Here is a 25,130-nt window from a genome sequence, read left to right as displayed (position 1 = left end):
TTCGGCAGAATGGACTCGCTTTCCGTGGGGGAAGCGCTGAGCCAGCTCGCCTTCGGCAAGAGCTGTCATCAGCCTGCCCCCTTCTCCCACAGGAGTCTCGCCCATTCTGCCAAAAATAGAAGTCTGCGCAAATTAGCACTTACAAAACTATATTTTCTCATTTTAGTATACTAGAGTTTACGATTCTTAAGATGACCTCCCTATCCATCATTTATCGGGCAATGGTCGGGGTTTTATATCTAGCATCAGCGGCCAAAAATTTGGTCTTCCGGTGTTCTCCATAAACATCTCCATCAACGATTCAAACATGGTTGGTACTATCATGAACATTCCCTAGTCACAAACGTCCTCCAAGACAGTTCCGTATTAGGCCGAGAAATGGACAGTCCTTATAGTGAAGGGGATTGGATACATACTGACGATTACCCTCTTTTACGGTCGTTCGATAGGGTAACTCTTGTCCTCCCGGAAGAATCCATCATTAGTTTTAGGCCTTGTATAAGGGAAAGCAAGGAATGCGATGGACAACCCTTAGGAGAATTAATAAATTATCCATGCAGGCGATACTTACTTTTGTTGAACCTGAAGAAGATGTCCAATCGGCTGTGAAAAACGCCAAAAATGGCCTAAATAAAGTATTTAATACATTTGTTTATTTTGCATCCCATTATTCATAACTAGTGGAATGGAGCGAAGGCTACTCGACTCCTGCGGGAAGTAGAGGAAAGGCTGAGACCCCGCAGGCGCAGCCGAGGAGGCTCTGCTTCCTCCCCGCGGAAAGCGAGTGGCCGTAGCGCAATGGAACGAACTTGTTTTTCAACGTAACTCCTTAATTAAGAAACAAAGTCTATTATGATTTATTTTGATATTGTTCTTCCAGTATTGTTTATAAGTTATGTCTCAACCTCATTTTGTCTACAATCTGCAAGAAGCAGTCCTATGATGGGACTGCTTCTTTTTTTAATTTTGAGGTCAGTGCCGGAAGTCAAGCAGATTTGGCACAATGGATTTACACCGACCATCCCCTATTTATTTCTCATGGCAATTAAGATTCCACCCTTATAACAGAAAATTATTCCAGAATAAATATTCTAGCAATAACTCTCTAACCCATTGGAAATAATATTCTATAAACCTCAAAATATTAAAGATGCCTGCAGCACAGTGCAGGCATCCACAGAAATACAGTTTATTTATAAAGAGATAGATCATTGCGAATCAAATCATCAAGGCTTTCTCTTTTGACAACAAGTCTTGATTCGCCGTTTTCAACGAAGACGACGGCAGGACGACGAATTCGGTTATAATTATTGGCCATTGAGTAGCCATAGGCACCTGTGCAGAAGACGGCCAGCAAGTCTCCGTGTTCGATATTAGGAAGTGGCAGGTCCCAGATGAGCATATCTCCGCTTTCACAGCATTTGCCGGCGATGGCTACCTCCTCTTCAGCCTTATCATTCATACGATTGGCGAGGCTTGCTTCGTATTTGGCCTGGTACAAGGCTGGACGAATATTATCACTCATCCCGCCGTCGACGGCCCAATAGGTTCGTGTGTTAGGAACATGCTTAGTTGAGCCGATTTTGTAGATGGTCGTCCCGGCATCTCCAACTAAGGAGCGTCCTGGCTCAATCCATATTTCCGGCATATCCATCCGGTATTCGTCGAAATCCCGTTTAACTGCCTCGACAATTTCCTCTACATAAGCAGAAACCGGTATTGGCTGGTCCTCATCCGTGTAGCGGATTCCAAACCCTCCCCCCAAGTTTAGCACCCTTGGTGAAAAGCTATAACGCTCATGCCAGTTGCGGATTTGTTCGCTAAGCTTCTGTGCTGCCAAGATAAAGCCTGTAGTCTCGAAAATCTGCGAGCCAATGTGGCAATGCAGACCAAGCACATCAAAACACTCCTTCGCTAAAACGAGCTGCAAAGCTTCCTCAGCCTGTCCATTCCACAAATCAAAGCCAAATTTAGAATCCTCTTGACCTGTCAAGATATAATCATGGGTATGCGCCTCAATCCCAGGGGTCACTCGAAGAAGAATCGGACATACCTTCCCTTTCTTCCTGCATATGGACTCGATTAAAGAGAGCTCGTAAAAATTATCAACCACTATGCAGCCAACATTGGCATCAATGGCCATTTCCAGCTCTTCATAACTTTTATTATTGCCATGCAAATGAATCCTTTCAGGCGGAAATTCAGCCTGGATCGCGGTATAAAGCTCTCCGCTTGAAACAACATCCAATGATAGGCCTTCTTCCATGGCCAATTGGAACATTGCAATTGATGAAAATGCTTTACTGGCATAAGCTACCTGTGATTTCACCCCAGATTTCTTGAACGCTTCCTGAAACATATTGGCCCTCTCTCTGATCAAGGCCACATCATATATATACAAAGGCGTGCCATATTGCTCCCCTAGCGTGACTGTATCTACTCCGCCGATTTCCAGGTGACCAAGCTCATTCACACGTCCTGTCCCATAAAAATGCATCGTCATCTATCCCTTCTATGCAGAAAAACGAAACAAATAGACAGCTGCATCTGCTGTCTATTTTTCGAATTGTTTGATAAAACATACTTTATCACACTAGCGCGCCAACTTCCATTAATTATTCAAAGAGGGTTATTTCTTGCGGTCAATCGGATGCAATATCCGCGGTCTAAAATGACTGACAGGCACTGGCCTTCTAATGATGATTCTCCATAGGGCTTTTGGAGAAAATGGGATAAATGGCCATAAATACGGAGTGGATAGTGTATTTAAATGACTAAGGAACAATACAAACAAGGTACTTCCGATTATTAAGCCAGGCACATGAAAAGCCCCCGTCATGAGCAATAGAACATAGCGAACATATTTATTGGCAAGTCCAAGCTCAAGGCTAGGTGTTGCAAAGCTTCCAATCGTGGCGATTGAAATATAAAAGAGCACTTCAGGAACAAGCCAGCCGACATCAATCGCTATTTGCCCAATTAAAACGGCTGCAATTAAGCCCATTGCTGAGGAAAGAGGGGCTGGAGTATGAATGGATGCGATTCGCAGCAGCTCAATCCCCACCTCCGCAAAGGCAATTTGAACCAAAATATGAACATGGTTATTGTCACTTGGCCCAATGAATTCTAGTGATTTAGGCAGAAGATGAGGTTCTAGCACAAACAGCAGCCATAACGGAATAAGAAAAAGCGATGAGAAAATACCGAGAAACCGAAACCATCTAATGATTGTCCCAACTGAAGCTGACTGGCGATATTCCTCCGCATGCTGTACATGATGAAAAAAGGTCGTCGGTGCAATCATGATACTTGGCGAGGTGTCGACGAAAATCAATACATGCCCTTCAAGCAGGTGATTGGCCCCAACATCTGCTCTTTCCGTATAACGAACTAGTGGATACGGGTTATAATTCTGCTTCACCAAAAATTCTTCCACCGTTTTCTCAGCCATCGTCAATCCATCGACTTTAATGCACTCAAGTTCATTTTTAACAATCTCGACCAAATGCGGATTTGCGATTCCTTCAATATATCCAATGGCAATATCCGTTTTGGAACGCTCCCCGACACGCATGATTTCAAAGCGAAGACGCTCATCGCGGATTCTTCTTCTCGTCAGGGCCGTGTTAACTATTATATTCTCGACATAGCCATCGCGCGCGCCCCTTGTGATTCTTTCCGTATCCGGCTCTTGCGGCGTTCTGCCCGGATAGCTTCTTACATCAATAATCAAGGCTTTCTGGCTGTCATCGACAATGATGGCAATCAGCCCAGACAGAACCTGATCTACCATTTCATCCATCGTCTGCTTGACATCAACGGATTGCTGGACAAGCCTATTCTTAACGAGCGCATACATATCCGAATTCGGGTGCTCAATCCCCTCAAATTCATTGATGGCCACCAACGTTTCCATAATCTCGATGATATACGCCGTATCGCATAAGCCATTGACATAATAAATTTGAATCGGAACATCGCGAAGCGTGATTTCTCTGACTCCTAAATCAAAGCTTACGCCCAGGCCAACGCGATTTTCCATGTATCGCTTCACTTTAGCCAGGTCTGCCGGTATTTTCGTCTTAATTTCTGTCAAGATATCCACTCCGTTCCAAAATCAGTTTTATTGCACTCAAGGTGATTGGACTTCCAATCTTGATATCATCAAATTTACCCATCTTTCCAATATCACCGATGCCTACGACAATGGGCGCATGGATGGAATCGATGCAATAAACGGTATCCCCGTTAATCCGGCCTATATCCATTTCAGGAATGCCGAATTTATCTACTCCTCGCTCGGTAAGATTGCCTTCTCGATCAATGCATATATCGACTTTTGTCCACTCAGCCTGCCTTGTTTTAGAAGCAACAGCGACAATGCCAAGAATGTTGATATCCTTATGATTAGCTACATATCTCATCGTCGTCTCACCTGCTCCTTCTCCGACCAGCCCGCTGTCATCAAACATGACGAGCACCGGGTCGTTAGCTGCAGACTTAATGAGCCGCACTAATTCAGGTCCATCCACTTTTGCTGGATTTCCATAGGAAGCTGAAATGCAGCGTCCGCCAATTTCTTTTGCCGCATGCTCAACCGCTCGTTTTGCATATTCATCTCCGTCAGTAATCATGATGATATTCCTTTTCTGTTCCATTTCACACCGCCCTAAGTCAAGCGTTATTGGTTATAGACCAGCCATTGAAATAATGAACCAAGTATTCTGCCTAAAACTAACGCAATTAATATGTAAACAAGCCTGTCCTGCATTCCAATTCTTTTCGCTAGAATCGGGAACACATTTATCACTTCTGTCAGTGCCGCTGCAAGCATCCCATTAAAAATACCGCTCAATATCCCGAATCCCGCCAACAAAAGAAAGGAAAGATTCAACGTGAAATCCCATAAGCTGAAAATCGTGCCAATAACAGCTCCAAGAATAACAGCCGCTTCATAGTGGTGCACATTTTTGACCGATTTCGTCAATTGAGTCAGACGGGGAATGATATTCAATACGGTCAAAAAGGCCACATATCCAGCTCCAACGGATATCCCGCCAGAGAATCCGATCAGCACAGCGGAAATCGCTTCAATCATCATCTAAGAAAGATGAATACATATTGTTTTCTTTCATAATTAAATACTGATCGAGTTCTTGCTGATAATTGAACATTTCCACTTCCATTGGACTAGGTTCATCATTGAACTTCTTCTTGAAAATATGATTGAAAAATAAAATCATCCCAAGTCCGAGTCCAATTGAATACGGAATTTGAAAAATGAACGGGTGCTTTGAATGTTCGCCGGTGATCATATAATACAGGCGTTCATGCATTTGCCTCATACTGACATCCTCATGGAAATTCATGATGGCAAATGCCGCTCCAACAAATAAGATTAGCCAAACAACGATGAAACCAATCCTCGATACCTTCTTCTTCTTCCGGATGACCTCTACAATCGTTTGGGATGGACCGTATGTATCCATTGAAAGCTCCGGATAATGAAGAAAAATTGCTTGCAGCACAACGGTCACATCTAGAATGAATACATCCTTGTCCTTTGAGAATTTACCTAAGACCAAGTTTCCGACCTTTTCGGTCACTTCATCATGTCCAATGATATTAGCAATATCCTTAAGCAGAATCGGCTCATTTGGCTTTATTTTCGCCCGGTATTTCAGGCGAATATATACACATTCTCCCATGAAATCCTTCATCCCCATTTCTTGGTCCTTGCCATTACTTCTAGTATGGTTTGAAAAATCAGGAACATACCAGAAAATCTAAAATCTATGTGCAACAAAAAAACCGCCGGATAATTGTATCCATGCGGCCGCTTTATCGTATCTTTTTTTACTTCAGGTATCCATTCGGCTTTTCATCTGTGATAATATTTTTTTCTCAAGCCTGGAGACCTGTACTTGTGATATCCCAAGTCTTTCTGCAACTTCTGTCTGTGTTTGATCCTTGTAATATCTTAAATAGACAATTAGTTTTTCCCGCTCATCTAGGAGAGCGATAGCCTCTTTCAGGGCAATTTTCTCAAACCATTTATTCTCCGAATGATCGGCAATTTGGTCGAGCAAAGTAATTGGGTCTCCATCATTTTCATAGACAGTCTCATGAATGGATGAAGGGGTTCTGCTCGCTTCCTGTGCCATAATGATATCCTCGGGTGTCAGCTCCAAATGCTCACTAAGCTCCGTAATGGTCGGGGTCCTGCCGAATACCTTTGACAGCTCATCCTTCGCCCGCCGGATTTTATTGGACATCTCTTTTAGGGAGCGACTGACCTTCACCGTTCCATCATCCCGGATAAATCGCTGGATTTCCCCAATTATCATCGGAACAGCATAGGTAGAAAACTTCACATTATAGGAAAGATCGAATTTATCGACCGATTTCAGGAGACCAATACAGCCAATTTGAAACAAATCTTCAGGTTCATAGCCCCTATTAATGAATCTTTGGACCACGGACCATACTAGCCGCATGTTTTTCTGGATGAGTTCGTCTCGAGCCGCTTGGTCACCTTGCTGAGCTTGAAGAATAAGTGCTTTTACCTCTTCATCTTTGAGCTGGGCCGTCTTATTAGTCTTTTTGACTTCCACATCCATCGCATTATCTCCTTACTTGCTGAAAGCTTTACTTTTAGACAGATTTTTCACTAGCCTGATGGTCGTGCCTTCACCTCTGGAGGATTCAATCATGATTTCATCCATGAAATTCTCCATAATGGTAAAGCCCATACCGGAGCGTTCCAGTTCAGGTTTTGTCGTGTAAAGCGGCTGCCTTGCTTCCTCCACATCGCGAATGCCAATGCCTTTGTCCTTAATGGACAATTCAACGGTTTCTTCCTCCAAGTCCATGAGAACAGTAATATAAATAATCCCTTTCGGATCATTCTCATAGCCGTGGATAATCGCATTTGTAACTGCTTCTGATACCACTGTCTTAATTTCAGTCAATTCATCCATCGTCGGATCAAGCTGAGCCACAAACGAAGCAACCGTGATGCGAGCAAAGGATTCATTCTGGCTCAAGGCCGAAAACTCAAGATTCATCGAATTTTTCATCTTGTGATTACCCCCAATCCATGCATGGCCGCTTCTTCAGAAGGCTCAAGCCGGAGTATTTTAAACAAGCCGGACATTTCAAACAGACGGTGAACAGAAGGCGAGATTGCACATACAACCATCTCTCCTCCATATGATTGAATTTGTCTATATCTGCCCAAAATGACTCCAAGGCCTGAACTATCCATAAATGTCAACTCACCCAAATTCAGGATGATATGCCGGATTCCTTGCGTCTCAATAATTTGCGATGCCTTATTCCGCAAATCCTCTGCTGTATGATGGTCAAGCTCTCCCGCCAACCGGATGCATAATACATTCTGATTCGTTGTCATATCTACCGTAAGGCTCACTATACCTCTCCCCCTTTAAAAAAACGTATAGTGGAGTTTTCGCTAAAGCACAGGCCAATTCCTTCATGAAGACAAAACTAGTGCTGAAACGTTCTCTTTCGCTTGATTTCGCCTATTCGCGCCCTGCATGTGTGAACATGCCGAATGAACGCTTAAACAAGTCAAACCAGGTCGCCCTTTTGACACCTTCCGACGCAATGAGCGGTGTTTCGGAAACCACCTTATCCCCTAATAGCATTTGTACTGTGCCAAGCTGCTCACCTTTTTCTACCGGTGCCTGCACATCTTTATGGAGGATGATTTTTGGACGGATATTTAGCTTCTCTTCCCCTTTTTTGCTAAGAAGTGCAACCGGTTCACTTGTCACCAAGCTGATCTTCTTCTTTTGACCTTTCTCAATCGTCAGCATGGCAAGTGGCATGTTCTTTTTATAAATTTCTCTAGATTGGTATTTGGCAAAGGCATAGTCAAGCATCTTCGTCACCTGTGCGTTACGCTCTTTCGGATTAGCTGCACCAAAAACAACCGCGATAACGCGCATATTATCCTTCTTCGCCGTAGCGGTCAGGCAATACTTTGCCTCATGAGTAAACCCTGTCTTCAGCCCATCCACGCCTGGATAGAATTTCACAAGACGATTAGTATTGACGAGCCAGAATTTTTTATCAGTATTCTCACGCAGGTAGGACTCATAAAGACTCGTGAACTTCGTGATTTCCTCATGCTTTAAAAGCTCGCGCGCCATCACTGACATATCATGCGCTGTTGAATAATGATCATTTACAGGAAGGCCTGTTGCGTTTTGGAATTTCGTATTCTTAAGCCCTAATTCCTTTACTTTCTTATTCATCAGATTCACAAATTCTTCCTCACTGCCTGCAAGCTTTTCCGCCATTGCTACAGAAGCATCGTTTCCTGATCCGATTGCAATCCCGCGCAGCATTTGCTCGACTGTCATCTCTTCACCAGGCTCAAGGAAAATTTGCGAACCTCCCATTGAGGCCGCGTATTCACTCGTGCGGACCTTCTCATCCATCGTGATCTGCTTCTTATCGAGCGCTTCCATAATCAAAAGCATCGTCATGATTTTCGTCATGCTCGCCGGGGAAAGCTGTTCATCCTTATTCTTTTCATAGATGACCGAACCCGTATTCATTTCAATGAGAATCGCAGACTTGGTATTAGGCGCAAGTTCAGTTGTGCTTTTATTTGGTTTCTCAGCGGCCAAAGCCGGACCGGAGATACTTAATGTGAATATCCCTATCAATAAAGCTGAAACAAACCGTTTCATGGACAGACCTCCTACTTATGATAAATTCCAGTTTTTCCATATTCTCCGCTTTTATACCGTCGTTGTTTTACATATTTGCTAAAACGTTTAATTAGTTGATGCACCGCAAAATTCCAGCCTGCTCATTTCATAAAACCGGCTAAATAGTTCAAAATATTGGCTTTTCTTTAACCTGCATTTGCATAATAGTCTATAAGACTCGAATAAGGAGAACGGTATGAATTCTGAATCACTTATTATAGAAGCTGAAAGCTTCCTATCACTTTGTTATCAAGAGCTTGGAAAAGAACAGGAAATAAACGCACGTATGGAGGAAATTAGAGAGGATATTATTCAGACCGGAACGTATGAGCATACATTTGACGAGCTTGTTCATGGGGCAAAAATAGCATGGCGAAATAGCAACCGATGCATCGGCAGACTTTTCTGGAACAGTCTCCATGTTTTTGACGCAAGAGATGCCCTTACAGAGGAGGCTATTATTAATAATCTGTTTCATCACATTTCCTATGCGACAAACGAGGGTAGAATATACCCAACCATCACCATCTTTCACCCTGACCGTGTTCGAATTTACAATCACCAACTGATTCGATATGCCGGATATGAAACCGAATATGGCACCATTGGCGATAAACATTCCATCCCCTTCACCAAATTTTGCGAACAGCTTGGCTGGCGTGGAAATCACGGCCAATATGATGTATTGCCCTTAGTATTTTCAATTGATGGAAAACCTCCGGAATGGAGGAAGATACCAGATAATCTCGTGAAGGAAGTAGAGATTGAGCACCCTGAATTCCCCCTTCATCACTTGAACATGAAATGGTATGGCGTTCCAATCATATCCGATATGCGCCTTGAGATTGGGGGTATCAGCTATCATTGTGCCCCGTTTAATGGATGGTATATGGGCACCGAGATTGGTGCACGCAATTTAGCGGATAAGGACCGTTATGACTTTTTGCCAGGAGTGGCTGAAATTATGGGGCTAGATACTTCATTGAACCGATATTTATGGAAGGATAAAGCATTGGTTGAACTGAATATAGCGGTCTTGCATTCCTATAAAAAACAGGGTATAACGATTGTCGACCATCATACAGCCGCCGAACAGTTCAAACGATTTGAACGGCTGGAAGCGCAGAGCGGCCGCTCCTTGACTGGTGATTGGACATGGCTCATCCCGCCAATATCTCCTGCGACAACACATATCTTTCACCAAAACTTTATGAATGAGATTCGAACACCTAATTATTTTCACCAGGATTGTCCGTATGGTGACATGGTTGTAAATTCACCTCGGACAGATACTCGGCAATTGTAACTGAAATAAAAAAAGGCGTCTATTCAGTCCTGTGTGACTTGAATAGACGCCTTTAATTATGTTAGATTTCCATCTCGGCAACAATTCGTTTCACGAAGGAAAGGAAGGTTGCTTTAACCATTTCAGTTGTTTCAATTACTTCCTCATGGGATAATGGCTGGTCAAGAATTCCTGCAGCCATATTCGTGATGCAGGAGATGCCAAGCACCTTCATGCCGCCATGTGCCGCAACGATGACCTCAGGAACTGTGGACATTCCAACAGCGTCCCCGCCGAGGATGCGCGCCATGCGCACTTCTGCCGGTGTTTCATATGTCGGGCCAGTGAAGCCAATGTACACACCTTTTTTCACGTCGATATTTTCTTCCTTCGCAATACCTTCAGCCAATGCCACAAGCTCTTTTGTGTAAGCGCTGGACATATCCGGGAAGCGCGGTCCGAACTCTTTTTCATTTGGTCCGATCAGCGGGTTTGCTCCCATATAATTGATGTGATCCGCGATAATCATTAAGTCACCCGGCTTAAAGCTTTCGTTCACTCCGCCTGCTGCATTTGTAACAAGAATATGGGACATGCCCATAGCCTTCATCACACGAACAGGGAACGTTACTTCCTGCATGCTGTAGCCTTCATAGTAGTGGAATCTTCCCTGCATGGCCGCAACAATCTTCCCGCTAAGCGCCCCAATTACAAGCTGGCCTTTATGACCTTCAACTGTTGATACAGGAAAATGCGGGATTTCATTGTAAGGAATAGCAATTGGATTTTCAATCTCTTCCGCGAGAACTCCTAATCCAGATCCTAAGATTAAGCCAAGCTCCGGTTTTTGTCCTGCTTTTTCAAGAATATAAGCAGCCGCTTCATTTACCTTATTTAACATTTGTCGTCTCTCCTCTAAATTAATTCAGGTCTTTCAGGAAGCTAGTCCCATGCTCCGGCATTTTAACGCCAAAGTTATCTGCAACCGTTGCGCCGATATCCGCAAATGTCTTGCGAAGAGGCAGCTCCTTGCCTTCTTTAAATTGCTTAGAATACACCAATAGCGGAACATACTCTCTCGTATGGTCAGTTCCGGCATGTACAGGGTCATTTCCATGATCCGCAGTGATGATCAATAAGTCATCATCACGAAGCTTATCAAGCACTTCCTGCAAACGGGCATCATACTCCTCAAGCGCTTTCCCGTAGCCTTCCGGGTCACGTCTGTGTCCAAACAAGGCATCAAAATCTACGAGGTTCAAGAAGCTAAGACCAGTGAACTCCATATCAAGTGTTTGCACTTGCTTGTCCATCCCATCCATATTGGAGGTTGTGCGCAATGCTTTCGTTACGCCTTCGCCATCATAAATATCGGCAATCTTCCCGATGGAGATGACATCGAAGCCTGAATCCTTCAATTCGTTCATCACCGTTCTGCCAAATGGCTTCAGGGCATAGTCATGGCGGTTAGGCGTACGCTTGAATGCGCCTGGTTCGCCAACGAATGGACGAGCGATGACACGGCCGACCATGTATTCATCACGTAGCGTGATTTCTCTTGCGATTTCGCAAATTCGGTACAATTCTTCAAGAGGAACAACCTCTTCATGTGCTGCAATTTGAAGCACGGAATCCGCAGACGTGTACACAATTAACGCCCCGGTTTTCACATGTTCTTCGCCAAGCTCCACAAGAATCTCGGTACCGCTTGCGGGCTTATTTCCGATGATTTTCCGACCACTCTTCTCTTCAAGCTCTTGAATCAATTCAGGCGGGAAACCATCAGGAAACACGCGGAAAGGCGTATCAATGCGCAAGCCCATGATCTCCCAGTGTCCTGTCATGGTATCTTTACCATTTGACGCTTCCTGCATTTTCGTATAATAAGCCATAGGCTTGTCCGCTTTCTCAATGCCTTTGATTTCGCGAATATTGGAAAGACCCAATTTCCCCATTACAGGCATATGTAATCCATTCATTTTTTCAGCGATATGGCCTAATGTATCGGCACTCTTATCGCCAAATTTCTCAGCATCCGGCGCTTCACCAATTCCAACGGAATCCATTACGGTTAAAAATACACGTTTAAATCGCATCGTAATACCTCCTGCTTCTAATTTACTTCTAATTTATCATTAGGTTACCCCATATTCCCTGCCATAACCTTATGTCATTATTTTTTGACAGAAAACAGACAGGTGTCAGAGGTCTGACATCTTTATTCTACATCAAGTGTCTAAAGTTGCCAATTTAATATTATATATCTTTTTTTCTCCGCAAATAAAAAGTCCGATGCACGAATAGCACAATCGGACCTTCAAAGTCGCCAAGAGCTTATGCTCTTGGATGAAATTTACTGTAAACATCTTTCAAGCGAACATTCGTAACATGAGTATAAATTTGGGTAGTAGAAATATCAGCATGCCCCAGCATTTCCTGTACAGCCCTTAAATCTGCCCCATTCATCAGTAAATGGGTCGCAAAGGAATGACGGAGGGTATGTGGTGTGAGCGGTTTTTGGATATTCGCCTCTTCAGCGAGACGCTTAATGATCTTCCACAGCCCTTGTCGCGTCAGCCTTCCGCCATGGTGATTCAAGAACAAGGCTTCTGTCCTCTCCTTCTTGTTCACCAGCTCAGGCCGCGCTTCCATCAAATAGGTATGAATCGCCGTTAGCGCCAATTGGCCGACCGGAATGATTCTTTCCTTATTCCCTTTTCCAATGCAGCGGACAAAGCCCATTTCCATATGAACATTATCAATATTCAAATCTATCAGTTCGCTGACCCGCATACCAGTGGCATAAAGAAGCTCAAGGATGGCCTTATCCCGCTTGCCAAACGTATCGGTCACATTTGGTGCATCAAGCAGGGCCTCTGTCTCCTCAGGACTCAATACCTTTGGCAGTGATTTTTGCATTTGCGGGCTTTCAATATGCACGGATGGGTCTGTTTCTGCCACATGCTCTCTTAAGAGGAACTGATGGAACGATCGGATAGATGCCGTATGGCGCGCTAATGTCTTCGGCGATTTCCCATCATCCTTCAGTTTGGAGAGAAACTGGACAATATGTATGCGAGCGACCTCATTCCAATCGGTCATCCCTTGCTTTTTCAGGAACTTGCGGTAAGAATCCAGATCACGCTTATAAGAAAGCAATGTGTTCTTGGCCAACCCTTTTTCAATCGTTAAGTAATGCATGAAATCCTGTAATTGATCTTCCATCTTCAGGTTACTCCCCGTTCATATAAAATAGAAAGAGCCTGTCTTTCCATCCAGTCTCAGCTGTATCGTGTACCGACTGAAAAACCTTCACGGCAGCGCCCTTTGGCTCTTCATAACGATGATAGCCCTCATATTCCTCGTTAAACCAAACGATGGCAAAATAGAACAATAATGTAAAGCCAACGAACATAATGAACACCTTGCCTGTTTGCCAAATGATATCAAACAGTTTCTTCATAGTCTCCTCCGGTCTTTTTTATCAATTTATGCCAGAGAAGACAAGTTTTATACATATTCAGGCTGATTAAAAGGATAAAACCTTTCCAGCTAAGCGGAAAGGCTATCAGACGTGTGACTTGGATGACTCAGCTTCCTCATTCGCTTTCTTCTGGCAGCGATGGCAAATGCCATGGAAGGTGAGACGATGATCTTTAATCTCAAAATGATATTTATCTTCAACAACCGCTTCGACATCCCCAAGCAAATCCTCAAGAATCTCATCAACGGCCCCACACTCGATACATACAAGATGGTGATGGAAATGGGCTGCGCCTTCCTTGCGCAAATCATAGCGGGAAACGCCATCTCCGAAATTTATCTTATCCACGATTTTTAGTTCAGTTAATAATTCAAGTGTTCTATATACAGTTGCAAGGCCAATCTCAGGAGCTTTCTCTTTCACGAGCAGATAAACATCCTCTGCACTTAAATGATCTTCTTCATTCTCGAGCAAAACTCTGACTGTGGCCTCTCGCTGCGGCGTCAGCTTGTAACTTGAAGAATGCAATTGCTTTTTTATTCTATCTATTCTTGATTCCAATTTATTTCCTCCTCGCCGCTAAAAAGTCTCTTCCGGAAGTCTGTTTCATATTAGAGAAAGCGCATTAAAGCGGACTTTCAATCCTGCCTATAGTATATCAAAAATATTGATTGATTAAAATATAATTATTATAAACAATAGGCGATAATTAGTCTAATTTTATAATTATTATCAATTGAAACCATCTATCACAAGCTTCATTATTCCCGGCGAAAGAAATGCTTCAATCAGTCCAGCCACAATCACTCCGCCAATCGACACAGCCAAAAAGAAGCTGTACTGCATAAGAAGCGGCTTTATTGGCTCACGCCCGGTTTTAAAAAACTGCCGCCTAATCATTTTAATACAAATGATGACCGCACAGGAAGCAAGTAAGATCGTTAACGGAACAAGAATAATATTTTGGGGCAAAACCGATACAGCGGCAAGCAAAAAGCCATGCCAGCCAGCCTGATTAACTAGAAAACCGACCGTAAAACCAATGACGATTCCCTTAATGAACAGCAGGATAAGAATAATCGGCAAACCAATGATGGAGATGCCAAGGATCCACATCAGAATGAAATACTTCGCATTCTCCTTCACGCTATAGAAAAACATCTCACCAGATGCCGACACCTTTCCTTGTTTAAGCTCTCCAAAAAACTGGGATAAGTAATAAAAAAGGTCCTCCTTCTGAATCAGTGACAGGCTGTTGACGATGATTGCACCAAAGATGATACCCATCATAAACAGCACTGTTACAAAGATAAAAATGGACCGATAATCTCTCAATGTAATAAATACCGCTCGTCGGTAATAGCTATTCTTCACTAAGATTCAACCCCCTCCTGCTCGTTTACTAGATTCTATGTATTTAATAGGATATGTATTCTAGTAAATTTAAAGAATAGAAGTCAGAATCTTGTGATATAATCTGTTTACTTTTACAAATAGAAAAGGCTGGAGCGTTTTCCAGCTGGGAAAGCAGGGGGATACATGATGAATCCAATCTTATTAGACATTCCAGAGCGAATAGAAGGAGAAAGAATCTATCTTCGCTCATGCAAGCCGGGCGATGGCCCAATGGTCTTTGAAGCCGTGAGCGCCTCTATAGAGGAATTAAAGCCTTGGATGCCTTGGGCGAATGGGATACAGTCAGAAGAGAGGACAGAGGCCAATATCCGGGAATCATACGCTGATTTCATTCTGCGCAAGGACCTCCGCCTCCATATTATGAGAAAAGCTGATGATGCCTTCCTTGGCTCTACAGGCCTGCACCGCATTGACTGGGATGCCTTGAAGTTTGAAATCGGCTATTGGGTGGATAGCCGTCATGCGAAGAATGGCTATGTCACAGAAGCGGTCAATCTCCTTACCCGCTTTGCCTTTGATGAATTAAACGCCAACCGAATCGAAATTCGGGCCGATACCGAAAACAAGGCATCTCGGCGCATACCGGAAAATACCGGATTTACCCTTGAAGGCATCCTCCGTCATGACAGCTATAACTCAACCGGCTCCATTCTTACGAGCACCTGTGTCTATGCCAAAATCCGCTGATGCTTATGCGCGCTTTCTCCTCTAAGGGATGGCGCCTCTTACTTGTTCACCTGATAAGACAGCTCGACAAATTGATTGAACTGCCTCACCCGCTTCAAGGTTAAATCAAGCTCCACGCCGCCCTTTCCAAACAATGGCGTACCGCTGCCAAGTACAGCCGGGGCCACCGTGAGAATCAGCTCATCCACAAGATTCTGTTTTAAGAAGTGATGCAGCAGCTCTCCGCCCCCCACGAGCCAAATGACCTTGCCTGGCTGGCTTTTCAATTGATTCGTCAACTGTGCGGGCGATTCATTGACGAAGGTCACATATTCAGTCTTTTCACGAACAGAGCGCGAAAACACATAGCATTCCTTCCCTTTATAAGAGAATTCACCCTTCTCATGCCTCATGATCCAATCATATGTTTTCCTGCCCATGAGAATCGTATCTACCGTCTCATAGAATTCCCCAATCCCATTGTCCCCCTCTCCTTCAACTTGAAAAAGCCAATCCAATGATTCATTCTCGGCAGTAATATAGCCATCCAAGCTTGTCGCAATAAACACGGATAATTTACGGCTTCCATCCATTCTTCTTTCCCTCCAGATTATTCATTTATTTGCTCGATAAACGTAGCTTATAACCGTCTGGGTCAGCGATAGACGCTTCCTTCCCCCACTCACTCTCATTCGGATTCTGAACAATCAGCACACCTTCCTCTTTAAGCGCCGAGACCATAGCTTCGATATCATTCACCCGAAAGTCCAATCCAATCCCATGGTCTGCCGGCTCTGGTTCACTTGTAAGATGCAGCATCAGGCTAACCTTTTCGAATTCGTCTCCAATCGAGAAATACGCCATTCCCCCCATCCGCAAAATCAAACGAAAGACCGAGCACATCACGGTAGAAGCGGATGGAGCGTTCCATCTCTCTGATATGAATGACAATCATGTTCACTTTTTCAATCTTGAATGCCTTCAAAATATCCCTCATCTCTATTATCTGGTTCTCTTACTATTTTTTCGATAAAAATAAGAAATCTCCTTCTCTTCAAAATTCCCGCTCTATGCCCAGGCAAAAGGGATTAAGGATGGGAAAAAGGTGGGTGAAAGATGGGAGAAACTAGGAACTTCCCACCCTATACCCAGGCAACGCGGGGGGAAGGATGGGATATGCGTGGTCGAAAGCTGGGAGAAGCCAGGCACCTCCCACCCTATACCCAGGCAAGATGGCTGAAGGGTGGGTAAAAGGCGGGTGAAAGATAGGAGAAACTAGGAACATCTCATGGTAAAATGATATAATAATCATAAAATTCCAGAAATGAATGACATTTAAACTAAGTAACACAAAGGAGACTAGATAATGAGGTTAATAACCGACCGACTCCTCATCCAGCCTGTGTCCCCTGAACTGAATCAAGCTGCCGTTAAACAAGGCTACTTCAAGGGGCATATCGAATTATACCTTAATGAGCTAGAAAAGGATCCAAACCAGCTGTATTGGGGACCGTGGTTTGTCATGCTGAAGGAAAGCGTCCATATTATCGGCGACATTGGCTTCAAGGGCAGACCGGATGAAGAACGAATAGCTGAGATTGGCTATGGCTTTTTAGAGGAATACCAAAACCAAGGCTATGCGACTGAGTCTGTCCGAGCCCTGATTGATTGGGCATTTGAGACGGATGAAGCAGATATTCTCGTTGCTGAGACAGCCAACGATAACATCGCCTCCATTAAAGTGCTGGAGAAGCTTGGTATGCAAAGAATTCACGAGGCTAATGGGATGATTTATTGGCAATTGCTAAAAGACGGCATACATAAGGGCATGATCAACGAAAAAGACGGAGAAGCAGAAAAGGAGATTTAAATGAAGTGCTCCTTTTCTCATCCGTTTACGTTTTCTTCATGCTGAATGTACCCTCTTCATTTTTCTCTTCATCCCAAATCACCTGAATTTCAAACGTTCCTTCTTCAAAAAACAATGGGAATCTCCTTCGTATGGAAGGTTGCATAGGGAGGTTATCAACCTCGTCCAGATGAACCCAAACAGGCTTGCCTTCGCGGGCATCTTCCAGCAAGGTCCCGCTAAATGTGTCAGCCTTATAATTAAAAATCATATATCTATCATTCTTGGCCGGATTAACATATTCATATAATCCCTTATATTGAAGATGGCTCACTTCCAAGCCCGTTTCCTCTTTTACCTCCCGAATTGCCGCTTCTGTCAAGCTCTCCGGAAATTCCACTTTTCCCCCTGGAGGGATGTACCCTTTAAAATCATCATGCTGTCTATCTAACAGCAGAACATAATCCCCTTTTTGAATTAAACAAACAGTCCAGAGTCTATAATTAATAGCCATCCCCATCCCCCTTTATGCAAAAAGGAGGCTCCATCATAGAATAGAACCTCCAAATCATCCTTCACTTATTCCTGAATCACTTTCCCATAAATTCCGCCGCCGCCCTTTTGCAGGGATAGTTCGCCTCTCCTTGCTTGCTGGATGAGACTGGCGATTTTCTCTGGCACAACCTCCAATAATTCTTCAAATGAAGCGTCATGGATGACGGCCATTTCTGAGCCAAAGCGACTGACCAGCTTATCAAGCGTTTTTGGACCAAGCCCCGGCAAAAACTCTAACGGGATGTGGTGAACATAGGGTGGTCGGAAAGCTTTCGATTCTTTTGAAGACCGATCTGCAAGCTCATTAATCCGCTCAGCCACACCTTTAGTGACTTGAGTGGAGCCGCAATATGGGCATCTCGCTTCATAGGCTTCAAGCATCTCACCGCAATTCTCACAAACCGTCTCATGGTATTTACCGAGGTATGGGTTCAATCCATAATTAGCGCGAATTCCTCGGCCACCCTCCCCGCGAAGCGCCTTCTTCCATTCCTGAAAGCTTGGCTCTTCAAGCACAAGCTGCTGGTACTCCCGTGCAAGCTTCGGCAAGGAATGGGCATCACTGTTCGTCAAGAACGGATACGCATCCAGCTCGCTTAAATGGGAAGCCATCGTTGTATCTGCGCTTAACCCTAATTCCACCGCATCAATGAGGGCAGGATCAAAAATTTCGGCGAGTGACTGATGGACCCCCTTGCCATAAAGGCTTTTATGCGGAGTGAATATATGAGCCGGAATGAAGAGGCCGCCGAGCTCCTTCACCTTCCTTTGCAGGACGGTTCCCTGCTCATAGATGCGCTGTGAGCTAAGTGTGATATTCTTTACGCGCTCAGAGAACCAATTCGAGAACAGCTCCATTTGCTGCAAAGCCGGAAAAAAGGCGAGCACATGAACCGGCCCCTTGCAATGTTCATCATTGATCTCAATCTCGCTTCCTGGAATCAGCACGGTTCCATCCTTGTATCTCAGACCGCCTTCTTTCAGTTCAGCTAAATCTCCCTGCTCAATCAGCATTCTGAGTTCGCCAATCACCTCAGGCACATGGCAGTCAATGACCCCAACCATATCCAGTCCCTTACGATTGGCCGCATAATCCAAAATGCCTTCAATCGTTAAAGAACGCGCCCCCGTGATTTTGACTGGTTTGCCGCTCAGCGTTCTCCCCACATGGACGTGAAAATCCCCATAATAAATGTTCATTACTTCAATAGCGCCTCTTGCAATTGCAAGTATTGAATGGCGTAAGCTGTTTTCGCATCTTGAATTCTCTCTTCCTTCACAAGCTCAAGCGCTTCTTGAAGCGTCACTTCCATTAAGTCAACGAATTCATCCTCATCAAGACCCTTTGCATTCTCTTTCTTTTTTAGGCCCTTCGCCACATAAATATGTATGATTTCATCCGCAAATCCAGGAGAAGTGTATAGGGATATCAGCTTGTCCATGGATTCACACTCATAACCTGTCTCCTCTTCCATCTCGCGCATTGCACAAGCAAGCGGCTCTTCACCCTCATCCAATTTCCCGGCTGGAATTTCCACTAGCGGTTTTTCCATCGGCTTGCGGTATTGCTCCACTAAAACGATTTTTTTGTCATCCGTCACCATGATGATGGCCACTGCGCCTGGATGCTTAATCAATTCTCTCGTAGATGTCTTGCCATTTGGCAAAAGAACCTCATCCACTCGGACATCCAAGATACGTCCTTTAAAAATCGGTTTTGTGTTTACGGTTTTCTCTTCATACTTATACATTCTTATCTTCTCTCCTTTGGTCTAACAGATGCATTTGTTCATATATTCTATCATATAGCATGTCCAAAGGGGTGGGGCAATGAGAGTGAAAATTAGTGGAAATCAAATAATTATGAGCGGAAAAGCCTGGGAGATACGGGCAAAATTACGGGAATACAGCCAGAAATATGTGTATGTCATTGACATGATTCTCGATGTCCCACGTATAAAATGACGGATGTCACTCCTTCCTATACAATAGAATCAGTGCATAAAAATCGAAGGAGTGATCTCATGAAAAAACGCCAGCTTGGACAATCAGACCTATATGTATCTGAAATGGGACTTGGCTGCATGTCACTGGGCACAGAGGAAAAGAAAGCTTCCTCCATTCTCGCCGAGGCGCTTGATTCTGGCATCAATTATTTCGACACAGCTGATCTGTATGATTTCGGGGTAAACGAGGAAATCATCGGCAAGGTTCTAAAGCCGCACCGCAAGAATCTCATCCTCGCAACCAAGGCAGGCAATCGCTGGAATGAGGAGAAGACAAGCTGGAGCTGGGACCCGTCAAAGACCTATATTAAGCAAGCGGTCAAAGACAGCCTCCGCCGCCTGCAAACCGATTATATCGACCTCTACCAGCTTCACGGGGGAACACTGGATGACCCAATCGATGAGACGATTGAGGCATTCGAGGAATTGAAGCAGGAGGGATTGATTCGTGAGTACGGCATTTCATCCATCCGACCGAATGTCATTCATGAATATGCCCGCCGCTCCGGCATCATCACCAACATGATGCAATACAGCCTGCTTGACCGCCGTCCGGAGGAATGGTTCACACTTCTTAAGCAGCATCACATAAGCGTCATTGCGAGAGGACCGCTCGCCAAAGGGCTTTTATCAGAGAAAATGCTCGCCAAAGCCTCGCAAAAAGTACGCGAAGATGGCTATCTCGATTATTCATACGACCAACTCAAGGAACTCCTCACTTCTATTAAAGAAGCATTCAGCGAGCGCTCAATGAATGAGATTGCGTTCCAATATGTTCTTTCTTCACCCGTGGTCGCTGCCGTCATCCCTGGTGCCAGCAGCCCCGAACAGCTCCGCGAAAATGCCGCAGCTGTCAAAAGCAAGCCGCTCAGCGAGGAAGAAGTTGCGCTGCTTCGCTCACTGGCAAAGTTGAACGTCTATGAAGCGCATCGCATCTGATAGGCAAAAATCCCCGGCTAGATGGCCGGGGATTTTTTTTCATACATAAAAGAGCCAGTCGAAATCCTCCCGATGCAAATCTTGATAAAAATAATCATTCGTCATCGGATCATACACATATTCCTGCTGCCACTCATCAAGATGATCCATAATGGCCCGCATCGCCAGCAAGAATTCATGCGCCTCCTTATTCGTCATGACAGGATGCAGCGAAAATCGAATCCACCCCGGCTTGGCGGATAAATCTCCTGCCTCCACTGCCTTCGTGATTTCATTGGACTGTTCCTTTGAGATGTTCAGCAAGCAATGCCCATATGTTCCTGCACAGGAGCAGCCTCCGCGGACCTGGATGCCGAAGCGGTCGTTGAGCAGCTTCACGATTAAATTATAATGAACGCCTGGAACTATAAAGGATATAATACCCAATCGTTCCTCCTGGCCACTGAGCACCTCTATTCCCTGAATCGCCTTTAAGCCAGGCAGGATGATTTCTAACAATTCCTTTTCCCGAGCGAGCATCTTCTCAACTCCCATCTCTTCCTTAAGCCTTATACATAAAGCTGTTCTTATGCCTTGCAAAATCCCAGGTGTGCCGCCGTCTTCTCTTGTCTCAATATCCTCATAATAACTATGCCCGCCCCAAGGATTCGTCCACTTCACCGTTCCGCCGCCCGGGTGGTCGGGTACTTGATTATGGTACAAGGACTCGTTCAGCACCATCACACCGCTCGTCCCAGGGCCCCCAAGAAACTTATGAGGGGAAAAAACAATAGCATCAAGCGCCTCAAGCGGATCGCCAGGATTCATATCTATTCGGACATATGGCGCAGATGCCGCAAAATCAACGATGCATATTCCGTCATGCTGGTGCATAATGCGGGCGAGCCTATGATAGGGGGTCATCAAACCCGTCACATTCGAGCATGCCGTAAACGAGCCAATCTTTAGCGGCCGCTCCTTATATAGCGAGATCAGCTCCTCTAAAGTATCCGGGTTCACTTCCCCGTTCTCCCCCTGCGGCAGGACGATCACATCACAAACCGTCTCAAGCCAGGAGGTTTGATTGGAATGATGCTCCATATGCGTAATAAACACAACCGGCCGGTCCCTCTCTGCCAGCTGCACCTGCGGCATCCATGCCTCTGGAATACGCAATCCAAGCATACGCTGAAGCTTATTAATAACAGACGTCATCCCGAACCCATCCAAAATAAGCGCATCCCTCTCCGATGCGTTGACATGCCGCTTAATGATTTTTTTCGCATGATGATACGCATTCGTCATATATGACCCTGTCTGATTTGATTCCGTATGTGTATTCGCCATAAAAGGCGCAAACTCTTTCATGATTTTCTCTTCAATCGGCCCATACAAACGACCGCTCGCGGTCCAATCCGCATAAATAATCGGCATTTCCCCATAAGGTGATTGGAACGTCTGATTGATACCGACAATCTCTTTCCTGTACTTTGAGAAATGCTGCTCCAATTCACTAAACCACGTCATTTCCTGATCACCAATTCGAACCGATAACACCATTCATCTCACCTTCAATCCACAATCAATCACAAACAGTATATGTGGAGCAGGGCGAATTGCCATTGTTATTTGCGGGCGGGGATTCTCGGTTGGGGAAGCATGCTTTGACCACTCCTTTGGCAGACTTTCGACCGTTCTTTCTCTAACCCTTCACCTTCTTTGCCTGGACATAGGGTGGGCTTTCTCTGACGATTCCCACCTTTTGTCCACCCTTTCCCCATCCTTCACCCACCCATGCCTGGGGCAAGAATAGGAGCATTACAGCAAAAAAGACGGAGAAAAACGCCACAAGCGTTCTTCTCCGTCTTTTTTACCTATTAACCTTTGAACTTCTTCCAGTTCAGGTCGCTTTCATTCAATAGCTCTTCAAAGCTTTTATTCTTTTCTCTGCGCTTGCGTTCCTCGCGCTTCAAACGCTCCGCTTCTTCCTGGCGCTTCTTTTCGGCCTCTTCCCATTCACCTTTCTTCTGACGCAGCTTACCTAATACGTCGTCATTAAGCAAGTCACCAAGGTGAAGGCTTGTATCCTCTTGTTTGGCAGGTTTTCGCTGTGGTTGTTTTTTTCTGGCCATAATGCTGTTCTTTCTCCTTTTTTCTTACAGTATATCACTCTATGCCTTGTTATTTTATCAGAATGGACGGCACGTTAAAACTCCTTATTCATATAGATATGATAAGAATTAGTGAGGGAGATGGATAGAGGATGGGCAGGGAGTTCGATCAATTATTTGATGAGTGGGCATCAACCTATGATGAGACCGTTTCGGGGATCGATCCTGAGTATGCGGAAGTGTTTATGCACTATGAGAAAATATTGGATGCCGTAAGCACTAAGGTCAGCGGCTATGTTCTTGAATATGGCGTCGGCACTGGAAATCTGACGGAACGATTAGTGAATAGAGCACAAAAAGTGATTGGCATTGAGCCATCTGCAGAGATGCGGAACATCGCCCGGACAAAACTCGGCTCCGTTCCTGTCATGGATGGCGATTTCTTTCTTATTCCTACTACAAATCACCCTATTGATCATATCGTGAGCACATATGCCTTTCATCACCTGACCGACCAGGAAAAGGAGAAAGCAATCGCCCTTTACTCATCGGTACTGGCCCCGGGAGGCAGCATCGTCTTTGCGGATACGATGTTTCTCACCGATGAAAAAAAGGCTGAAACCATCCAAAGGGCGGATGCAGCGGATTACAAACGCCTCGCCGAAGATTTACGAACCGAATATTATACGACCATTCCTTATTTACAGTCTTTGCTGGAAAAGCATCATTTCACCTCTTCCTTTAAGCAGTTGAATCCGTACGTCTGGATTATGGAAGCGGTCAAGCGTTCATAGTTGGCGCCTCTTCCTTTTCTTTTTTGATTATTTTCATTTTCTCAAGGAATGATAAACTAATATCATAGAGAGAATTGGAGGGACATCAATTGAAAAAAAAGAAGAAGTGGCTCGCTCTTGCAGGAGGGGTGGCCGCTTACATCACCGGGATTGGCCTCTTTGCATCAAGTCAGCTTATGTATATGAAGAAGAAAGAAGTCGAATTTGTCCTTGAGCGTGAGCAAAAAGCCGGCCGTTTGGACCCCGTGGCATTCAAGAACATGCCTCAAGAAGAGCGCTGGATACAATCTAAGCACGGCTATCGCCTTCATACTATCTTCGCCGAACCACATCCAGAATCAAAGAAATGGATGATTATATTGCACGGAATTACCGAGAATAAATGGAATTCCGTACGCTTCGTGCAATTATTCGCCAAAAAAGGCTTTAATGCGGTCATCTATGATCATCGCCGTCATGGCCAGTCAGAGGGGAAAACGAGCAGCTACGGCTATTATGAGAAGGATGATTTGCAATCTGTCGTTGAGGAACTAAAGGCATGCAAGGGTGAGGACATCCTGCTCGGCATACATGGGGAATCCATGGGGGCCGCCACCCTTTTGCTTTACGCAGGAATGAAGGATGGCGGGGCAGATTTTTATATAGCCGATTGCCCATTCTCCGAGTTCTCTGAGCAAGTAGCCCACCTCCTGAAGCGAGACTACCACATCCCCAGATGGATGGTGCTCCCATTCAGTGATTGGTGGCTCAAACGACGGGATGGATACACGCTCAAAGATGTATCACCATTGAAGGCAGTCGAAAAAATCAAGGAACCGGTCCTCTTCATACATACACTTGAAGATGCCTATATCCCACCTTCGATGAGTGAGAAGCTTTATGAGCATAAAAGAGGACCAAAGCAATTATTCCTTCCCGAAAAGGGTGCTCATGCTCAAGCCTTCAATACGAATCCAGAAGCCTATGAAAAGGCAATTGACTCGTTTTTGGAGACGTATGTGCCCCGCGCTTAGTGTGCGGGGTTTTCTTTATAAAAGATAAATCAAGCCCGCCACCCCTAAAGAGACCATTCCAACCACCCCTGAAATCATCGCTATTTTCGTCCGAAAATGCCTTTCTTCTGCCGTTTCTGATTGAAAATTTGCTCTGTATTGTCTCCCATCTGTCCAAGCTCCAATGGTAATGCCGGAAATCAAAAGACCTATCATACCAGCAATAAGGAATATCTCCACATTAAGTCCTCCCTTAATAAAAGCAAAGCCGCAAACATCTAAATCTACCATGTTTGCAGCTTCTTCTTTT

General features: G+C 44.7%; 32 protein-coding genes. 8 read left to right on the top strand and 24 right to left on the bottom strand.

The features are described 5' to 3' along the window. Positions 1 to 515: 515 nt before the first annotated feature. A complete protein-coding gene (locus tag CYL18_RS19355) occupies positions 516 to 677 on the top strand; it encodes a hypothetical protein (RefSeq protein ID WP_201741240.1) in 162 nt (53 codons plus the stop codon). 512 nt (positions 678 to 1,189) lie between these two features. Here CYL18_RS19355 and lysA read toward each other — a convergent pair. The 9 genes from lysA to CYL18_RS02930 all read right to left on the bottom strand — a co-directional run bounded on the left by lysA (position 1,190) and on the right by CYL18_RS02930 (position 8,723). Next, the gene (lysA, locus tag CYL18_RS02970; protein WP_104848345.1) at positions 1,190 to 2,497 is read right to left on the bottom strand and encodes a diaminopimelate decarboxylase; all 1,308 of its coding nucleotides are present in this window, start codon (positions 2,495 to 2,497) and stop codon (positions 1,190 to 1,192) included. 132 nt (positions 2,498 to 2,629) lie between these two features. Then, positions 2,630 to 4,105, bottom strand: a complete 1,476-nt coding sequence (locus tag CYL18_RS02965; RefSeq protein ID WP_236636201.1) for a spore germination protein — start codon at positions 4,103 to 4,105, stop codon at positions 2,630 to 2,632. Continuing rightward, a complete protein-coding gene (locus tag CYL18_RS02960; protein WP_104847957.1) occupies positions 4,083 to 4,658 on the bottom strand; it encodes a stage V sporulation protein AE in 576 nt (191 codons plus the stop codon). Before CYL18_RS02960 ends, CYL18_RS02965 begins: the two co-directional genes overlap by 23 nt. A gap of 23 nt (positions 4,659 to 4,681) precedes the next feature. Continuing rightward, on the bottom strand, positions 4,682 to 5,077 hold the full coding sequence (locus CYL18_RS02955) for a stage V sporulation protein AB (RefSeq protein ID WP_330847561.1): 396 nt from the start codon (positions 5,075 to 5,077) through the stop codon (positions 4,682 to 4,684). A gap of 13 nt (positions 5,078 to 5,090) precedes the next feature. Next, positions 5,091 to 5,708: a stage V sporulation protein AA gene (locus tag CYL18_RS02950; protein WP_104847955.1), complete on the bottom strand. Its 618-nt coding sequence runs from the start codon at positions 5,706 to 5,708 to the stop codon at positions 5,091 to 5,093. Positions 5,709 to 5,861: 153 nt separating this feature from the next. Further along, on the bottom strand, positions 5,862 to 6,620 hold the full coding sequence (gene sigF / locus CYL18_RS02945; RefSeq protein WP_104847954.1) for an RNA polymerase sporulation sigma factor SigF: 759 nt from the start codon (positions 6,618 to 6,620) through the stop codon (positions 5,862 to 5,864). A gap of 12 nt (positions 6,621 to 6,632) precedes the next feature. Next, positions 6,633 to 7,079 carry an anti-sigma F factor gene (spoIIAB, locus tag CYL18_RS02940; RefSeq protein ID WP_104847953.1) on the bottom strand — a complete coding sequence of 149 codons (447 nt, stop codon included), beginning with the start codon at positions 7,077 to 7,079 and terminating at the stop codon, positions 6,633 to 6,635. Next, on the bottom strand, positions 7,076 to 7,432 hold the full coding sequence (spoIIAA, locus tag CYL18_RS02935) for an anti-sigma F factor antagonist (RefSeq protein ID WP_104847952.1): 357 nt from the start codon (positions 7,430 to 7,432) through the stop codon (positions 7,076 to 7,078). The genes spoIIAB and spoIIAA overlap by 4 nt, the downstream gene beginning before the upstream one ends. Before the next feature lie 112 nt (positions 7,433 to 7,544). After that, a complete protein-coding gene (locus tag CYL18_RS02930) occupies positions 7,545 to 8,723 on the bottom strand; it encodes a D-alanyl-D-alanine carboxypeptidase family protein (protein WP_104847951.1) in 1,179 nt (392 codons plus the stop codon). Between the two features lie 217 nt (positions 8,724 to 8,940). Between CYL18_RS02930 and CYL18_RS02925 the strand changes: the two genes are divergently transcribed. Next, positions 8,941 to 10,050 (top strand): nitric oxide synthase oxygenase, encoded by a 1,110-nt coding sequence (locus CYL18_RS02925; RefSeq protein ID WP_104847950.1) that lies wholly within the window; start codon positions 8,941 to 8,943, stop codon positions 10,048 to 10,050. A gap of 61 nt (positions 10,051 to 10,111) precedes the next feature. On the opposite strand, the gene CYL18_RS02920 is transcribed toward CYL18_RS02925, so the two are convergent. From CYL18_RS02920 to spoIIM, 6 genes are all read right to left on the bottom strand, one after another. Next, positions 10,112 to 10,930 carry a purine-nucleoside phosphorylase gene (locus CYL18_RS02920; protein ID WP_104847949.1) on the bottom strand — a complete coding sequence of 273 codons (819 nt, stop codon included), beginning with the start codon at positions 10,928 to 10,930 and terminating at the stop codon, positions 10,112 to 10,114. A 19-nt stretch (positions 10,931 to 10,949) separates the two neighbouring features. Continuing rightward, the gene (deoB, locus tag CYL18_RS02915) at positions 10,950 to 12,125 is read right to left on the bottom strand and encodes a phosphopentomutase (RefSeq protein WP_104847948.1); all 1,176 of its coding nucleotides are present in this window, start codon (positions 12,123 to 12,125) and stop codon (positions 10,950 to 10,952) included. Positions 12,126 to 12,363: 238 nt separating this feature from the next. Next, positions 12,364 to 13,254: a site-specific tyrosine recombinase XerD gene (gene xerD, locus CYL18_RS02910; protein ID WP_104847947.1), complete on the bottom strand. Its 891-nt coding sequence runs from the start codon at positions 13,252 to 13,254 to the stop codon at positions 12,364 to 12,366. Positions 13,255 to 13,261: 7 nt separating this feature from the next. After that, positions 13,262 to 13,492 (bottom strand): YqzK family protein, encoded by a 231-nt coding sequence (locus CYL18_RS02905; RefSeq protein WP_104847946.1) that lies wholly within the window; start codon positions 13,490 to 13,492, stop codon positions 13,262 to 13,264. Positions 13,493 to 13,597: 105 nt separating this feature from the next. Continuing rightward, positions 13,598 to 14,074: a ferric iron uptake transcriptional regulator gene (fur, locus tag CYL18_RS02900; protein WP_104847945.1), complete on the bottom strand. Its 477-nt coding sequence runs from the start codon at positions 14,072 to 14,074 to the stop codon at positions 13,598 to 13,600. A 171-nt stretch (positions 14,075 to 14,245) separates the two neighbouring features. Further along, the gene (gene spoIIM, locus CYL18_RS02895; protein WP_104847944.1) at positions 14,246 to 14,887 is read right to left on the bottom strand and encodes a stage II sporulation protein M; all 642 of its coding nucleotides are present in this window, start codon (positions 14,885 to 14,887) and stop codon (positions 14,246 to 14,248) included. Between the two features lie 165 nt (positions 14,888 to 15,052). On the opposite strand from spoIIM, the gene CYL18_RS02890 reads away from it, so the two are divergent. Continuing rightward, entirely contained in the window at positions 15,053 to 15,616 is a 564-nt protein-coding gene (locus tag CYL18_RS02890) for a GNAT family N-acetyltransferase (RefSeq protein ID WP_330847560.1), read from the top strand. Positions 15,617 to 15,654: 38 nt separating this feature from the next. On the opposite strand, the gene CYL18_RS02885 is transcribed toward CYL18_RS02890, so the two are convergent. The 3 genes from CYL18_RS02885 to CYL18_RS19195 are packed head-to-tail and all read right to left on the bottom strand — an operon-like array spanning position 15,655 to position 16,580. After that, positions 15,655 to 16,188 carry a dihydrofolate reductase family protein gene (locus CYL18_RS02885; RefSeq protein WP_104847942.1) on the bottom strand — a complete coding sequence of 178 codons (534 nt, stop codon included), beginning with the start codon at positions 16,186 to 16,188 and terminating at the stop codon, positions 15,655 to 15,657. A 25-nt stretch (positions 16,189 to 16,213) separates the two neighbouring features. Further along, a complete protein-coding gene (locus CYL18_RS02880; protein WP_146102804.1) occupies positions 16,214 to 16,459 on the bottom strand; it encodes a VOC family protein in 246 nt (81 codons plus the stop codon). After that, entirely contained in the window at positions 16,419 to 16,580 is a 162-nt protein-coding gene (locus CYL18_RS19195) for a VOC family protein (RefSeq protein WP_161497066.1), read from the bottom strand. Before CYL18_RS19195 ends, CYL18_RS02880 begins: the two co-directional genes overlap by 41 nt. Positions 16,581 to 16,961: 381 nt before the next feature. Between CYL18_RS19195 and CYL18_RS02875 the strand changes: the two genes are divergently transcribed. Beyond that, the gene (locus tag CYL18_RS02875; protein WP_104847940.1) at positions 16,962 to 17,465 is read left to right on the top strand and encodes a GNAT family N-acetyltransferase; all 504 of its coding nucleotides are present in this window, start codon (positions 16,962 to 16,964) and stop codon (positions 17,463 to 17,465) included. A gap of 25 nt (positions 17,466 to 17,490) precedes the next feature. On the opposite strand, the gene CYL18_RS02870 is transcribed toward CYL18_RS02875, so the two are convergent. Genes CYL18_RS02870 through CYL18_RS02860 form a run of 3 tightly spaced genes read right to left on the bottom strand, consistent with a single transcriptional unit; the run spans position 17,491 to position 19,750 of the window. After that, positions 17,491 to 17,964 carry an 8-oxo-dGTP diphosphatase gene (locus tag CYL18_RS02870; protein ID WP_201741229.1) on the bottom strand — a complete coding sequence of 158 codons (474 nt, stop codon included), beginning with the start codon at positions 17,962 to 17,964 and terminating at the stop codon, positions 17,491 to 17,493. A 59-nt stretch (positions 17,965 to 18,023) separates the two neighbouring features. Then, complete coding sequence (locus tag CYL18_RS02865; protein ID WP_104847939.1) at positions 18,024 to 19,199, bottom strand: TIGR00375 family protein; 1,176 nt, start codon at positions 19,197 to 19,199, stop codon at positions 18,024 to 18,026. Continuing rightward, on the bottom strand, positions 19,199 to 19,750 hold the full coding sequence (locus tag CYL18_RS02860; RefSeq protein ID WP_104847938.1) for an NUDIX domain-containing protein: 552 nt from the start codon (positions 19,748 to 19,750) through the stop codon (positions 19,199 to 19,201). Before CYL18_RS02860 ends, CYL18_RS02865 begins: the two co-directional genes overlap by 1 nt. A gap of 79 nt (positions 19,751 to 19,829) precedes the next feature. Here CYL18_RS02860 and mciZ point away from each other — a divergent pair, with 79 nt between their 5' ends. Then, positions 19,830 to 19,964: a Z-ring formation inhibitor MciZ gene (gene mciZ / locus CYL18_RS02855; protein WP_104847937.1), complete on the top strand. Its 135-nt coding sequence runs from the start codon at positions 19,830 to 19,832 to the stop codon at positions 19,962 to 19,964. 59 nt (positions 19,965 to 20,023) lie between these two features. Then, a complete protein-coding gene (locus CYL18_RS02850; RefSeq protein ID WP_104847936.1) occupies positions 20,024 to 20,944 on the top strand; it encodes an aldo/keto reductase in 921 nt (306 codons plus the stop codon). Positions 20,945 to 20,983: 39 nt separating this feature from the next. Here CYL18_RS02850 and CYL18_RS02845 read toward each other — a convergent pair whose 3' ends face one another. Continuing rightward, entirely contained in the window at positions 20,984 to 22,483 is a 1,500-nt protein-coding gene (locus CYL18_RS02845; RefSeq protein ID WP_104847935.1) for an aminotransferase class V-fold PLP-dependent enzyme, read from the bottom strand. A gap of 317 nt (positions 22,484 to 22,800) precedes the next feature. After that, positions 22,801 to 23,055 (bottom strand): YqkE family protein, encoded by a 255-nt coding sequence (locus CYL18_RS02840; RefSeq protein ID WP_104847934.1) that lies wholly within the window; start codon positions 23,053 to 23,055, stop codon positions 22,801 to 22,803. Positions 23,056 to 23,186: 131 nt separating this feature from the next. On the opposite strand from CYL18_RS02840, the gene CYL18_RS02835 reads away from it, so the two are divergent. Both CYL18_RS02835 and CYL18_RS02830 read left to right on the top strand, forming a co-directional pair. Beyond that, positions 23,187 to 23,828 carry a class I SAM-dependent DNA methyltransferase gene (locus tag CYL18_RS02835; protein ID WP_104847933.1) on the top strand — a complete coding sequence of 214 codons (642 nt, stop codon included), beginning with the start codon at positions 23,187 to 23,189 and terminating at the stop codon, positions 23,826 to 23,828. Between the two features lie 89 nt (positions 23,829 to 23,917). Next, entirely contained in the window at positions 23,918 to 24,841 is a 924-nt protein-coding gene (locus tag CYL18_RS02830; RefSeq protein WP_236636200.1) for an alpha/beta hydrolase, read from the top strand. A gap of 15 nt (positions 24,842 to 24,856) precedes the next feature. Here CYL18_RS02830 and CYL18_RS02825 read toward each other — a convergent pair whose 3' ends face one another. Continuing rightward, entirely contained in the window at positions 24,857 to 25,111 is a 255-nt protein-coding gene (locus CYL18_RS02825) for a DUF5316 family protein (RefSeq protein ID WP_104847932.1), read from the bottom strand. Positions 25,112 to 25,130: the final 19 nt, after the last annotated feature.

The organism is Pradoshia eiseniae (genome assembly GCF_002946355.1).
Lineage (GTDB): Bacteria > Bacillota > Bacilli > Bacillales > Pradoshiaceae > Pradoshia > Pradoshia eiseniae.
Note: the sequence above shows the minus strand (reverse complement) of the source record. Positions and strands in the feature narration are given on the sequence as shown.

Bases quoted from the DNA above. Each gene is read 5' to 3' on its own strand.
- CYL18_RS02850 (WP_104847936.1), top strand. From the start codon at position 20,024: ATGAAAAAACGCCAGCTTGGACAATCAGACCTATATGTATCTGAAATG.
- CYL18_RS02960 (WP_104847957.1), bottom strand. From the start codon at position 4,658: ATGGAACAGAAAAGGAATATCATCATGATTACTGACGGAGATGAATAT.
- CYL18_RS02835 (WP_104847933.1), top strand. From the start codon at position 23,187: ATGGGCAGGGAGTTCGATCAATTATTTGATGAGTGGGCATCAACCTAT.
- CYL18_RS02860 (WP_104847938.1), bottom strand. From the start codon at position 19,750: ATGTATAAGTATGAAGAGAAAACCGTAAACACAAAACCGATTTTTAAA.
- CYL18_RS02905 (WP_104847946.1), bottom strand. From the start codon at position 13,492: ATGAAGAAACTGTTTGATATCATTTGGCAAACAGGCAAGGTGTTCATT.
- sigF (WP_104847954.1), bottom strand. From the start codon at position 6,620: ATGGATGTGGAAGTCAAAAAGACTAATAAGACGGCCCAGCTCAAAGAT.
- CYL18_RS02930 (WP_104847951.1), bottom strand. From the start codon at position 8,723: ATGAAACGGTTTGTTTCAGCTTTATTGATAGGGATATTCACATTAAGT.
- CYL18_RS02875 (WP_104847940.1), top strand. From the start codon at position 16,962: ATGAGGTTAATAACCGACCGACTCCTCATCCAGCCTGTGTCCCCTGAA.
- mciZ (WP_104847937.1), top strand. From the start codon at position 19,830: ATGAGAGTGAAAATTAGTGGAAATCAAATAATTATGAGCGGAAAAGCC.
- CYL18_RS02885 (WP_104847942.1), bottom strand. From the start codon at position 16,188: ATGGATGGAAGCCGTAAATTATCCGTGTTTATTGCGACAAGCTTGGAT.
- CYL18_RS02840 (WP_104847934.1), bottom strand. From the start codon at position 23,055: ATGGCCAGAAAAAAACAACCACAGCGAAAACCTGCCAAACAAGAGGAT.
- CYL18_RS19355 (WP_201741240.1), top strand. From the start codon at position 516: ATGCGATGGACAACCCTTAGGAGAATTAATAAATTATCCATGCAGGCG.
- CYL18_RS02920 (WP_104847949.1), bottom strand. From the start codon at position 10,930: ATGTTAAATAAGGTAAATGAAGCGGCTGCTTATATTCTTGAAAAAGCA.
- CYL18_RS02870 (WP_201741229.1), bottom strand. From the start codon at position 17,964: ATGGGGATGGCTATTAATTATAGACTCTGGACTGTTTGTTTAATTCAA.
- spoIIAB (WP_104847953.1), bottom strand. From the start codon at position 7,079: ATGAAAAATTCGATGAATCTTGAGTTTTCGGCCTTGAGCCAGAATGAA.
- CYL18_RS02880 (WP_146102804.1), bottom strand. From the start codon at position 16,459: ATGGCGTATTTCTCGATTGGAGACGAATTCGAAAAGGTTAGCCTGATG.
- lysA (WP_104848345.1), bottom strand. From the start codon at position 2,497: ATGCATTTTTATGGGACAGGACGTGTGAATGAGCTTGGTCACCTGGAA.
- deoB (WP_104847948.1), bottom strand. From the start codon at position 12,125: ATGCGATTTAAACGTGTATTTTTAACCGTAATGGATTCCGTTGGAATT.
- CYL18_RS02890 (WP_330847560.1), top strand. From the start codon at position 15,053: ATGATGAATCCAATCTTATTAGACATTCCAGAGCGAATAGAAGGAGAA.
- CYL18_RS02865 (WP_104847939.1), bottom strand. From the start codon at position 19,199: ATGAACATTTATTATGGGGATTTTCACGTCCATGTGGGGAGAACGCTG.
- xerD (WP_104847947.1), bottom strand. From the start codon at position 13,254: ATGGAAGATCAATTACAGGATTTCATGCATTACTTAACGATTGAAAAA.
- CYL18_RS02925 (WP_104847950.1), top strand. From the start codon at position 8,941: ATGAATTCTGAATCACTTATTATAGAAGCTGAAAGCTTCCTATCACTT.
- CYL18_RS02845 (WP_104847935.1), bottom strand. From the start codon at position 22,483: ATGGTGTTATCGGTTCGAATTGGTGATCAGGAAATGACGTGGTTTAGT.
- CYL18_RS02950 (WP_104847955.1), bottom strand. From the start codon at position 5,708: ATGGGAGAATGTGTATATATTCGCCTGAAATACCGGGCGAAAATAAAG.
- CYL18_RS02825 (WP_104847932.1), bottom strand. From the start codon at position 25,111: ATGGTAGATTTAGATGTTTGCGGCTTTGCTTTTATTAAGGGAGGACTT.